Below are 12,271 nucleotides of genomic sequence, written 5' to 3'. Positions count from 1 at the left end.
GGCCTTGGTCATCGCGTCCGCCGCTTCAATCGCCGGAACCAGACCACGGGTCTCGATCATGCCCAGGGCCACACCAAAGTTTTCACTCGCCATTGCTATTTTCTCCCGGAGTTACGGTTACTTCGAAAAATTCGACGCTCAAGCGGCCCTGCGTCCGCCATCCGAGCGCCCGGTATCGGTCTGGTCCTGCCCAGCCTTGTCCTTCCCGGACGACGACGTGTCATCACTGCCGTCGTCCCAGTAGTCGATGATCCCGCCGATTGTCAGATCGGTCAGAATCGAATGGTCATCGAGCGCGAGGCGCGCCGCCGAACCGCTGATCGTGAACACCCAGTTGCCCGGGTACGCGCCCACCGGATCGACCGCGACCGCGCGACCGCCCTTCGCATCCACCAGCACGCGCAGGGACGCCGTTTTCAGGCCATCGACCCGACGGGTCACCGTCAGCTCGTCCTCCACGCGCATGATGTCCATGTCTTACTGCTCCTCCCAGTGATCGATGATCCCGACGATCGTCGCGTCACTGGGATAGGACTTGTCACCGGCCGCTTCGCGCGCCGCCGACGAGCCCACCACGATCACCCAGTCACCCGGAACGCAACCGACGGCGTCCACCGCCACGGTACGCGGCCCGCCGACCTTTTCCTGCACCACGAGCAGCGGCCGATGCCCCAGGTCGCGAATGCGGTTGGTCGATACCAGCGTTTTTTCTACCTTGCAGATTTTCATCTCGTTCCCGTTGGCCTCAGGCCTCCAGCGGCTCCAGTTGCGAACCACTGCGCTTGTCCCGAATCACCATGTGGCAGCCGATCAGCCCCTTTTCGGACAAATCGCGGTAGCGCTTCATGATCTCGTCGCGTACCCGCCGGCAGCGGGCCTCCACCCGCTCGCGCGACCCGGGCACCTTGCGGTCGTAGCGGAAGTGCACCACTACCGGCACCGGCAGCCCGCGTTCCACGTTCAGTTTGCGGAACACCTTGTTCACGCCGACGTCCATGCTTTCGGCGCCTTCTTCCATGGTGTCCAGATGGGCGATGTATGCGAAGTTGCGCACCTGCATCTCTTCCACTTCCTGGCCCACAATGATCATCCGTTCGCGATGCCCCACGTCGGCGTAATGGCCACCGTGATACCGCGCCACGTAATCGAGCTGCGACAGGTTGTTCATCAGCAGCCGCGAAATAAACCTCAGCATGCCCTCGTGCGGCGCCCCGTTTCCGGTGCCCCACCCCTGCTGGTGGACCGTGTCCTGAATCGCGCGATACACCGCCAGGGAGGCATCTTGTTCGTTCATGCCCTGCGTTTCTCGATACAGCGCGGCACTGTCCACAAACCGATACAGACTCATGCGCGTCTCGCCATCGGGCACATGGACCTTGATGGCGTCGGTGTCAGTGTCCACCCCGATCAGCAGGGTATCGACCGAAGCACCGCAACAATAGGTGTTCTCCACCGCCTGCCGGAACGCCCGGAGCTGGCGCAGGGCCGCATCCGCCGCCTCCCGCTCACAGGAAGCGTGGGCCGTACAGCCCTGATGGTTCGGGTCCGCACTGCTGTAGTGATACGCCGCCACCTTCAGGTACCGGCTCGGCACATCCGCGGTCGTCGGCCTTCCTTCACGAAAACGCAGAAGCTCGCGTTTCGTCCAGTGCCGAACGTCCTCTTCGATATCGAACAGGGCACCCGCGTAGCTCTTCACGCGGACCGCCATATCCGGCAGACGCAGAATGAAGCGCCGCAGACCCAGCAACCGTCCGTCCGAGCAAGGCGAGATATCCACTTCGTGGAAGTCGCAATCGAGGAACCACGCGATCGCCGATTCCGCCTCGGCCGCCAGATCATCCCGGCCCGACCAGTATTCGTTCACCAGCCGGTCGAACAGCCGAAAACTGCCTTCCAGGTACAGACGCCGGGTGTCCAGATGGTTGATCCACGCATCCTCAAGCACCTGTTCGGGAAGCCGGATACCGAGTTGTCGTTCCGCGAGGGACTGTGCCCGTTCCGAAAAACCCTTCTCATGCTGCAGCGAATGGATTTCGCGCAGGACCGGCACCAACTCCGAGAAGCGGTCACGAAAACCCTGTTCGAAGGCATGCAGCCGTTCGTTGCCCCGCTCGTCCGCCAGCGGATGCCCCGGCCGCACACCACCCCCCGTATCCACGGGGGCGTAACGGCCGACTTCACCCAGTGCCGGGGCCACCGACGAATCCGGCCCGACCGCCGGCGTGTGGTCGCTCCGCGGTGCCGAGGCACCCGGGCGACCGGTCACGCTCCCCCGCGGGCGCAGCGGACTCGTCTTGCGGCGACGACGTACGACCATGAGGTCCGTTCTCCCCGGATCAGCCGCGAGCGCCGCCGGACAGGGTCACCAACGACCCCGCATCGGTGCTGCCCGATGAGCCCGTAATCCGGCTCGGCGGTACTTCCTTGCGCTCCAGCTCGCGGTTACCCCAGGCACTGCTGCCCTCGCCCCGCGGATTGCCGCGCATGCTGACATTGCGGCGCGTGGAAAAACCTTCCGTGCCGGTCACCGAATCGCCGCGCTGCCAGTCATCACCGGTGATCGCCACGCCACCCCCGGCACCGTTAACGGTTACGCGTTCGGCACCCTGGCGTTCTTCTACCGCCGCCTGGGCCGCCTCGATCTCGGACCTCGCTGCCTTGGCCTGTGCCATGGCCATGGGGGCACCGGCGCGAGCATGCGCCTGTCCATAACGGAAATCCTCGGTGCCGGACACCAGGCCCATCGCCTTGTTCACCGAACCGGTAATCGAACCGCTTGAACCATAAGCAGTCCCAGTCACGCGCCTTTCACGAGCTTCCCGGGCCGGCGACGGAACGCTGAAGTCACGCCCCGGCACTTCCGCGGCGGGCGTCGCCGCCTGGATGGCCGTGGCCGGATTACTATCGAATCCCTCCGGACGCAAGCGAGGATGCAGGTCCCCGGCGACATTCGGGCAGGCCGATGCAAATTCATCCGCACCGACATAGGCCGAGCCGGAGATATCCTGGCAAGCGCCTCGTTCGGTACCCGTGACCCGCTCGTCATGGCCCGGCTGACTTCCGGAAATGGCGTGGCCCGGGGTGGAATGCCGTTCGGCGACCCGCACCTGGGCGGAACGGGATTCCTCGGGCGAACAGTACTGCTGGTACTGGTCCGGGCTGACATAGGACGTCCCGCTGATCGGCATGCAGGCGCCGTATTCATCGCCAGTCACGCGGGACGAGGGACCCATCGCCGGTCCCGACACCCCCTGCTGATTCCAGGTCCGGCTTGTCGTGACCTTTTCCGGCCCGGCTTCGGGCGTCGCAGCGCACAGCGTTTCGTAATGATCGGATCCCACGTATTCCGTCCCGGTAATGGGCTTGCAGCCCCCGTATTCGTCACCGGTGACACGGCTGGACGAGTCCACCCGTGTCCCCGACACTTCGCCGCCGTGCAGGGTGTGCATCACGCCTACCTTGTGGACACCCCCGGCGGCCGGCTTGTCGCACAGCTCCTCGAAATCCGCCCGGTTATAGTACGGCGTACCCGTCAGCGACGCGCAGGAACCGGTCTCGTCGCCGGTAACCCGAGGGCTTCGATCCACCGACACCCCCGTAACCGAACGACCGTGCGCGGAGTGCATCTCGCTGACGCGCGAAGCCGCCGGTTCCCCGCGGGTCCCGCAACGCTGAAAATCCTCGCTGCCCAGATACTCCGTACCCGTCACGGGCTTGCAGTCCCCGTGTTCAACACCCGTCACTGAAGAGGAGCGCCCGACGTCGGTGCCGGTCAGTTCACGACCCCGCAGGGTGTGCATCACACCGGCCCGGGCCGGCGCTCCGTCAGGCTTTCCCGTGCAGGGAACCTCACTGTCGCGGGTATTCAGATACTCGGTCCCGGTCACGCTGCGGCAGGAACCCGACTCATCACCCGTTACCTTCGGACTGCGACCGACCGTTGTGCCGGAGACATCCTCGCCGCGACCGGTGTGCATCACGCCGGTGCGCAGAGTACCGGGGGCCGGACGGGTGCCGCAGAAGCCCTCGTACTGTTCCGTACTGAGATACTCGGTGCCGGTGATCGCCTCGCAACTGCCGCGCTCGTCGCCGGTGACCCGGCGGGACCGCCCCACCTCGGTTCCACTGACTTCCTGCCCGTGGCTCGTATGCGAATGGCCGACCTTGGGCGAATGGGCCTCGGGGAGGGTCCCGCAGTAGCGATCGAAATGTTCCGCGCCCAGGTATTCGGTCCCGGTCACGTCGTAGCAGCTGCCGGCTTCGCCACCGGTCACGGCATAAGTGCTCTCGACCTGGGTGCCACTCACGTGCCCGCCGGAAAGGGTGGTCCCTTCCTCCACCTTGGCCGGCGCATCATCCTGCCCGGCCTGCCGCGGACGGCCGCAGGGCCGGCCCGGCTCGGACGAACCGCGGCCAATGCTGCACAGTTCCTGGCGCCGCTGACGCGCGATCTCCCGGGTGGTCATGCCCTTGCGCTGGGCCGCCTTCCACGAGCCCTCGCGCGGCAGATCGGAAGGCCGTTTGGTACCAGCCTGATAACGCCGGCGCAGCGCCTTCTTGCCCTGGCTCGCCATCGCGTCCCGACGCGCCATGCAGATGGCCCGCACGTCGGAGATCATCGGCTTGATCTCGCGATCGTTCTCGTCCTGACGCTGCTCCACCTGCTCGCACAGGCGGTCCAGCCCCTGGTCCAGCGCCTCTTCCGCACGTTCGGCGGATTCATCGGCCACCGGGGATTCCGGCTGCCGCGCGGCCTCCCGCGGCGGACGCGTCGGGCGCGGCGGTTCCGGGTCGCGTTCACGGCCACGCAGACGATCCTCGCGCCGCGGTTCGGTCGCCATCGCCTTCTTGCCGTTCTGCGCCAGCGCCTGACGGCGCAGGCGGCAGATCTCGCGGCCGCTCATATTCTCGCAGTCAACGTCCTGGCTCTGGGCAAGGACTTCGAGCTGACGCGAGCGTTCGGAGCCGGCCCGGGCAAATCCGCCCGAGCCGCGCGTGCTGCCCCGCCCCAGGGCCTTTTTGCCCTGACGTGCCATCTTCTGCCGACGCTCGAGCGCGGCCTGGCGCCCGTTGGAGGCACCCTGGTGGGCGCCCGGAGGCGGCGCGTCGGACCCATCGGTCTGCCGCTCCGCCCGCGGCTCGGTGAACCGGGGCTCGGGCTGCGCGGGCGCGTCGGATTCACGCGCCGATTCCGGAGCCGAGGGAGCCGGCTCGGGCGCAGGCGCCGCGGGCGCAGGGTTCTGACGAACCATCTGGGACCGCGAGACGCCCTGGTTCGAGCCCTTCACGGCGGCCTTGCCATTGCGGGACATGGCCTTGCGCCGTTCGCGGGCCAGCTCGCGACCGGAGAGGCCTGCAGACGCGGATGTCGGATTACTCATGGCACTTCCTTACAGTTGGCGACGGCAACAGTAAAACCCTGTATGGAATGGCCGGGCCGGCGACAGCCGACCCGGCCGCAGCCGGATCAACGGCCGCGATCGACCACGAAGGCCATGCCCAGGCTCTGGGCGTAGTTATCGTACGCGACGAAGCGCACCATCATGCCGGGGTTGCTGCGACGGCACTCTTCGATCTCCTGCAGCACGGCTTCCACCGACTGCTCACCGAAGAAGGGCAGCTTCCACATGTACCAGTAGGGGGACATGGCGTGCTCCTTCTCGGAGTACTCCACGGAGGGGTTCCAGCCCTGCGCGAGGCAGTATTCGATCTGCTTGCGCACCTGGTCGGCGTTCATCTCCGGCAGGTAGGAGAAGGTTTCGTACTTCTGCACCGGCTTGAAGTTCTGAATATCGGACATGTCGGTCATCCTGTGTCTGGTTCGTTCAGGGTGCGGACGGCGCCGCCAGCGGCCGTCCGCACTCGGGCGATCACTTGTGCTGGGAATCGAGCTTGTCGACGGTGTCGAACTCGAACTTGATCTCCTTCCAGGTTTCCATCGCAATCTTCAGCTCGGGGCTGTGCTGCGCGGCCTGGGTGAGGATCTCCTTGCCTTCGCGCTCGACGTCGCGGCCTTCGTTACGCGCCTGGACGCAGGCTTCCAGCGCCACGCGGTTGGCCGTCGCACCCGGGGCGTTGCCCCACGGATGGCCCAGCGTACCGCCGCCGAACTGCAGCACGGAGTCGTCGCCGAAGATGGTGACCAGCGACGGCATGTGCCAGACGTGGATACCACCGGAGGCCACGGCGAACACGCCCGGCAGGGAACCCCAGTCCTGATCAAAGAAGATACCGCGGGAGCGATCTTCCGGGACGAAGGATTCGCGCAGCATGTCGATCCAGCCGAGGGTCGCGGCACGGTCGCCTTCCAGCTTCCCGACCACGGTACCGGTGTGCAGGTGATCACCGCCGGACAGGCGCAGGATCTTCGCCAGCACGCGGAAGTGGATACCGTGCTTCGGATGACGGTCGAGCACGGCGTGCATCGCACGGTGGATGTGCAGCAGCATGCCGTTGTCGCGGCACCAGTTGGCCAGACCGGTGTTGGCGCAGAAACCGCCGGTGATGTAGTCGTGCATGATGATCGGCGCGCCGATCTCCTTGGCGAACTCGGCACGCTTGTACATCTCTTCCGGGGTCGGCGCGGTCACGTTCAGGTAGTGACCCTTGCGCTCGCCGGTTTCGGCTTCGGCCTTCTCGGTCGCTTCCTGGACGAACTCGAAACGCTCGCGCCAGCGCATGAACGGCTGCGAGTTGATGTTTTCGTCGTCCTTGGTGAAGTCGAGGCCGCCACGCAGGCACTCGTACACGGCACGGCCGTAGTTCTTGGCCGACAGACCCAGCTTGGGCTTGATGGTGCAACCCAGCAGCGGCCGGCCGTACTTGTTCAGCTTGTCACGCTCGACCTGGATGCCGGCGGGCGGGCCACCGCAGGTCTTCACGTAGGCGATCGGGAAGCGCACGTCTTCCAGACGCAGGGCACGGATGGCCTTGAAACCGAACACGTTGCCCACCAGGGAGGTGAACACGTTGACCATCGAACCTTCTTCGAACAGGTCGATCGGATAGGCGATGAACGCGTAGAAGGACTCGTCGTCACCCGGCACGTCCTCGATGGAGTAGGCGCGGCCCTTGTAGTAGTCCATGTCGGTGAGGAGGTCGGTCCACACCGTGGTCCAGGTCCCGGTGGAGGACTCGGCGGCCACGGCGGCTGCGGCTTCTTCGCGGTCGATGCCCGGCTGCGGGGTGATCTTGAAACATGCCAGGAGGTCGGTATCCAGCGGCATGTATTCCGGCATCCAGTAGGTTTCGCGGTAATCCTTGACACCCGCGGAGTACTTCTTGGCGGCCATGTGGCTTTCTCCTACGCGTTGGTTAATCGTGACGGTCGCCTAGGTTAGGAAGGTTAACCACTAATAACAAATAAATAATCTAGATACGACCGATTGACGTTCATCTATGGTTTCCCGGGAGCCGTCGTTTACAGGTTCCCGGAGATGGGGGGCACGCGACCTTTCCCGCACGCTCCCGCTGATGAGCCGCCCGCGATTCTAGCCGAAAACCCCGGACGGTGCATGCCAATGACGACCCGGTTTCCCTGAACCCGGCCGGCCGGCAGGCAGGCACACGCAGGACGCCGGCCTCGGCGGCGGCGAGGGGTGGCGAGGAAAAGAAACGGGGTAGCACGAAGCGGAGCCGCCCGGGACGCCGGGCGACTCCGGGGAAGGGCAGAGGAGGATCAGGTGCCGCGCAGCTGCCGCACCATGGCGTCAGCGACCGCACGCGCCGACTGTGGGTTCTGTCCGGTCACCAGGCGGCCATCGACCACCACGTGTTCCGCCCAGTCGTCGGCCGTGTCGACCTCGCCTCCCTGAGCCTGCAACCGGTCCTGCAGCATGAACGGCACCGTCGCCTCCAGCCCCACGCCCTTTTCTTCGCTGTTGGTGAACGCGGCGACCCGACGGCCGGAAACCGCCGGGGTCCCGTCCTGCAGCATCGCGCCGACCAGGCATGCAGGGCCATGGCAGACCGCACCCAGCACCTTGTCATTCGCCAGGAATTCACCCACCAGTCGCTGGACATGCGGATTGTCCGGCAGGTCGAACATCGTGCCGTGACCGCCCGGGAAGAAGACAGCCGCATACTGGTCGTGCCGGACCGACTCGCTCAGGGGGATGGTGTCGTCCAGGGCCTGCTGGGCCGAGGCGGATGCGGGATCCGGATGGGCGGCGTCCAGGCTCCGCGGGTCCAGCGGAACCGGGCCGCCGCGGGGACTGACCACCTTGATTTCGTACCCGGCCTCGCGGAACCGCTGATAGGGAACCGCGAATTCGTCAAACCACAGTCCGGTCGCTTGCCCCGGGGCGAGCTCGTCGTGGCTGGTGGTCACGATGAGAATGGTCTGCATCATGATGCCGCCTCCTTTCCGTGCTTGTTGCCGGTGGACAGCCGGCGGGGCGACCACGTTCCCGCGGAAGGCTCAGCCGGTTCCGTCCTCATGGTCCGGCAGGGTGATGTTGAGCTCCAGGACCTCGCAGTCCCCCTCGCGATCAACGTTCATCTGCACCGCGTCGTCGTCCACCTCGACGTACTTGCGGATCACCTGCAGCAGCTCCTGCTGCATTGCGGGGAGATAATCCGGCCCGGAGCGTGCGGCGCGCTCGCGCGCTACGATGATCTGCAACCGCTCCTTCGCGACGTTGGCACTTTTCTGCCGTGGCTGCCGAAAATAGTCGAAGATGCCCATGGACTCAGCCTCCGAACAAGCGGCCGAAGAAGCCCCGCTTCGGCACGTCCACGAAACGCAGCGGACGGTCCTCGCCAAGGAAACGGCCCACGGCGTCGTCATACGCCTGTCCGGCATCCGATTCCGCGTCCAGGATAACCGGCTGCCCCGCATTGGAGGCGTTCAGAACCGCCTGGGATTCCGGGATCACGCCCAGCAGATCGATGGCCAGGATGTCGCCCACATCTTCAATGCTCAGCATCTCCCCGCGTTCGACCCGTTCGGGTGAATAACGCGTCAGCAGCAGGCGCCCGGGCATGGGATCGCCGCCCTGCTCCACCTTGCGGGTCTTGGAGGCGAGGATACCCAGGATACGGTCCGAGTCACGCACGCTGGACACCTCGGGATTGGTGACCACCACGGCCTCGTCGGCGTGGTAAGCGGCCATCAGCGCGCCGCGTTCGATCCCGGCCGGGCTGTCACAGATGATGTAGTCGAATTCCTCGGCCATCTCGCCGAGCACCCGTTCCACGCCGTCCTCGGTCAATGCCTCCTTGTCGCGGGTCTGCGACGCCGGGAGGATGTACAGGTTCTCCACCCGCTTGTCACGAATCAGCGCCTGCTTGAGGTTCGCGTCCCCGTTGATCACGTTAACGAAATCGTAGACCACGCGCCGCTCGCAACCCATGATCAGGTCGAGGTTGCGCAGACCGACATCGAAATCGATCACTGCGGTCCGGTGGCCCCGCTGGGCCAGGCCGGTCGCGATCGCGGCCGAGGTCGTGGTCTTGCCCACACCCCCCTTGCCGGAAGTCACCACTACGATACGTGCCATGATGGCTGCGTCTCCTTGAGAATCGAGGGAAGCGGAATCCGCTCAGGACTCCGTGATGTTGAGGCTTTCGCCCGCCAGTGTCACCAGCCGGTTGTCGCCGCGCTCGGCTTCCGTGATGTCTTCGGCAATCCGGTAGTGTCCACCGATGGACAGCAGCTCGGCCTCCAGGCGACGGCAGAAGATGCGCGCGGTGACCAGCCCCCGCACGCCGGCCAGTGCGCGGCCTCGCAATGGCCCCAGTACGGTGATGTGGCCGTCCGCCAGCAGCTCCGCACCGGCGGAGACCGGAGCCGTCACCAGCAGATCCCCGCCGCGTGCGTAGACCTGCTGCCCCGAGCGCACCGGCTGGTCCACCACGCGTGTCGCGCTGTGCACCGCCACCGGCGCCCTCGACGCCGCGGAATCGCGTTCCTCCGGGGCCCCCGCGGATGGATCCTCCCGCCGCGCACGGCCCTCGCTCAGGGCCACCTCGCCGGAACCGCCGCGGCCACCCATGGCCAGACGCGGCGGCAGTCCGGCGGCATCCGCCGCTTCAAGCGCCTGCGCCGCCTCGCCGTCCTGCAGCCCGATCAGGCGAAAGCCCGCGGCCCGCACCTGCTGCACAACCGCGCGCAGTGCGGCATCCCCGGCATCCGCCACCGGCTGCAGATCCAGCACAATGGGCATGTCGCGCATCAGATCGGGCGCCTCGTCGCGTCGCGCGGCGAGCATGTTGCCCAGGTTGTGCGGCTCGGCGTCGTGCACCCGCAGCACCGAGACCAGCAGCATGCGGCCCTTGAGTTCCATGGCCTGGACGGAGCTGGGGGAAGCGCTCATGCTCGGTTCCACGTTCGGAGGATGGTCGGATCGGCGTCGCCCCGGACGGGGCGGAATCGCGCATTTATAGCGTGCCGGCCCCGGGTCCGGCAAGCCGGTGCGCCGTTCACCGCCGGCGCGGGCGCCCCGGGATCAGCGCCGGGGTCCGTGCAACGTAGTCGGCATAACCCGGGCGGGTCTCGTGCAGGTGTGATTCGAGGAGCGTTACTCCGGATACCCGCAGGATCAGAACGATCATCAGAACCGCCGACGGGATACCCCACCAGCCGCCGGCCGCCAGCGCCAGCAGGCCATAGCCCACCCACACCACGATTTCGCCGAAGTAGTTGGGATGCCGGCTGTAGCGCCACAGCCCCCGGTCCATGACCTCGCCGCGCCGCTGCGGATCGGCGCGGAAGCGGGCCATCTGCAGATCGGCCGCGGTCTCGAAGACGAAACCGAAGGCCCACACCGCGAGACCCGCCGCCAGCAGCAGCGGCTGCATCGACTGCGCACTGACCCCCGCCAGGACCGGTAGGCCGATCACCGCCACCAGCGCACCCTGCAGACCGAAGATCGTAACCAGGCTGCGGCGCGCGAAGGCCGCATCGCTCAGCTCTCCGCGCATCGCGGTGTACCGCGCGTCCTCGCCATGGCCCCAGTTGCGCCAGGTGATGTAGGCCGACAGGCGCAGACCCCACAGGACCACCGGCACCAGCGTCCACAGTCCCGCTGCCGGGAACCCGGCCATCCCCCACCACAGGACGCCGACGACGATGAAGCCGATACCCCAGAAACGATCCACCAGGCTGGCGTCGCGGCGACGCATCGCCGCGCCCCAGACCAGGGTCATCAGACCCAGCGCCGCCAGCAGCCCCCAAAGAAAAGCGACCGAAAGGCTCATTGCACGGCCTCCCGCAGCGGGCGTTCCAGCAGGGTATGCGAGACGAACCACTCACCCCCGCCGTCCCGGGCGAACAGCTCGTCGCAGGCCATGTAGAACATCCGCCAGCGCTGGAAGACCCGCGCCGCCTCCGCCGCATCCTGCGTGCGGGAGAACAGTGACAGCAGCCGCTCGCGGGCGGCATCCTGGCGTTCCAGCCAGGCGTTCAGGCTGCGCGCGTAATGTTCGCCGCCCACCCGCCACTGGCGACGCACCCGCAGGTCGTCCTGGAACTGATAGACGAGATCCTCGGACGGCATCAGCCCGTCGCGAAAGAAGTGCCGGGCCATCCAGTCCGCGTCACCGTCGGTCTCGAAGAAATAGGCACGGTCGCGATGCGCGAACACGTGCATGAAAAAGCGCCCGCCCGGACGCAGCCAGTCATGGATCCGGCGGAACAGCTCCGGCCAGTTGCGCATGTGTTCGAACATCTCCACCGACACCACCCGGTCGAAGCCGGTCTGCGCGGGCCGGAAGTCGTTCATGTCGGCGGTCACCACCTCCAGGTTGGTCAGGCCGAGGGCATCGCGCCGGTGCTCGATCGCCGCGCGCTGGGTCGCCGAATTGGACACCGCCAGGATCGAGGCCCGCGGGAACTGTTCCGCCATCCACAGCGAGAGCGAACCCCATCCGCAGCCCAGTTCCAGGATCCGCTGGCCATCCGCCAGCTCGGCGCGCTCGGTGGTCAGCTGCAGCATCGCCGCCTCGGCCCCGGCCAGATCCTCGACCCCCTCCGGCCACCAGCCGGAGGAATACTTCATCCACGGCCCCAGGCACGCCTCGAAATACTCGGTCGGCAGCTCGTAATGCTGTTCGTTGGCGGTATCGGTGGACAGCGCGACGGGCGCCTCCCGCATCGCCCGCACCAGCGCCTCGCGCCGTGCACGGAGGGTCTCCGGCGACCCGCCACTCTCGCGCAACCGCCGCCGCAGCAGATGCCGGATCCCGGCACGGATGGCCGCATCCGGCAACCAGCCGCGCTCGGCCCAGTCAATCAGTCGCTCCATCGTCCCCTCCATCTGCCGGTGCC

The 12,271-nt window shown here is 66.6% G+C and carries 13 protein-coding genes; all 13 read right to left on the bottom strand.

The window, feature by feature from the left end; genetic code table 11:
- A partial coding sequence (locus D577_RS13675) for a BMC domain-containing protein (protein WP_038030644.1) occupies positions 1-93 on the bottom strand: 93 nt, incomplete at its 3' end.
- 45 nt (positions 94-138) lie between these two features.
- Positions 139-474 (bottom strand): carboxysome peptide B, encoded by a 336-nt coding sequence (locus D577_RS0111990; protein ID WP_018947712.1) that lies wholly within the window; start codon positions 472-474, stop codon positions 139-141.
- A 3-nt stretch (positions 475-477) separates the two neighbouring features.
- Complete coding sequence (locus D577_RS0111985; RefSeq protein WP_018870589.1) at positions 478-729, bottom strand: carboxysome peptide A; 252 nt, start codon at positions 727-729, stop codon at positions 478-480.
- A 16-nt stretch (positions 730-745) separates the two neighbouring features.
- Positions 746-2,320 (bottom strand): carboxysome shell carbonic anhydrase, encoded by a 1,575-nt coding sequence (locus D577_RS0111980; protein WP_018947711.1) that lies wholly within the window; start codon positions 2,318-2,320, stop codon positions 746-748.
- Between the two features lie 19 nt (positions 2,321-2,339).
- Complete coding sequence (locus D577_RS0111975) at positions 2,340-5,384, bottom strand: CsoS2 family carboxysome shell protein (RefSeq protein ID WP_018947710.1); 3,045 nt, start codon at positions 5,382-5,384, stop codon at positions 2,340-2,342.
- Positions 5,385-5,470: 86 nt separating this feature from the next.
- On the bottom strand, positions 5,471-5,803 hold the full coding sequence (locus tag D577_RS0111970; protein ID WP_019022376.1) for a ribulose bisphosphate carboxylase small subunit: 333 nt from the start codon (positions 5,801-5,803) through the stop codon (positions 5,471-5,473).
- Positions 5,804-5,873: 70 nt separating this feature from the next.
- Complete coding sequence (locus D577_RS0111965; protein WP_018947709.1) at positions 5,874-7,295, bottom strand: form I ribulose bisphosphate carboxylase large subunit; 1,422 nt, start codon at positions 7,293-7,295, stop codon at positions 5,874-5,876.
- Between the two features lie 386 nt (positions 7,296-7,681).
- Positions 7,682-8,353: a type 1 glutamine amidotransferase domain-containing protein gene (locus tag D577_RS0111960; RefSeq protein WP_018947708.1), complete on the bottom strand. Its 672-nt coding sequence runs from the start codon at positions 8,351-8,353 to the stop codon at positions 7,682-7,684.
- 69 nt (positions 8,354-8,422) lie between these two features.
- Positions 8,423-8,689: a cell division topological specificity factor MinE gene (gene minE, locus D577_RS0111955; protein WP_018947707.1), complete on the bottom strand. Its 267-nt coding sequence runs from the start codon at positions 8,687-8,689 to the stop codon at positions 8,423-8,425.
- 4 nt (positions 8,690-8,693) lie between these two features.
- Entirely contained in the window at positions 8,694-9,503 is an 810-nt protein-coding gene (minD, locus tag D577_RS0111950) for a septum site-determining protein MinD (protein ID WP_018947706.1), read from the bottom strand.
- 42 nt (positions 9,504-9,545) lie between these two features.
- Positions 9,546-10,319 (bottom strand): septum site-determining protein MinC, encoded by a 774-nt coding sequence (gene minC / locus D577_RS0111945; protein ID WP_051073646.1) that lies wholly within the window; start codon positions 10,317-10,319, stop codon positions 9,546-9,548.
- A 106-nt stretch (positions 10,320-10,425) separates the two neighbouring features.
- Positions 10,426-11,202: a DUF1295 domain-containing protein gene (locus D577_RS0111940; RefSeq protein ID WP_018947704.1), complete on the bottom strand. Its 777-nt coding sequence runs from the start codon at positions 11,200-11,202 to the stop codon at positions 10,426-10,428.
- Entirely contained in the window at positions 11,199-12,248 is a 1,050-nt protein-coding gene (locus D577_RS0111935) for a cyclopropane-fatty-acyl-phospholipid synthase family protein (protein WP_018947703.1), read from the bottom strand. The genes D577_RS0111940 and D577_RS0111935 overlap by 4 nt, the downstream gene beginning before the upstream one ends.
- Between the last annotated feature and the right edge of the window lie 23 nt (positions 12,249-12,271).

The sequence above is a fragment of the Thioalkalivibrio sp. AKL17 genome (genome assembly GCF_000377885.1).
Classification (GTDB): domain Bacteria; phylum Pseudomonadota; class Gammaproteobacteria; order Ectothiorhodospirales; family Ectothiorhodospiraceae; genus Thioalkalivibrio; species Thioalkalivibrio halophilus.
This window is presented reverse-complemented; position numbering and strand designations above follow the sequence as displayed.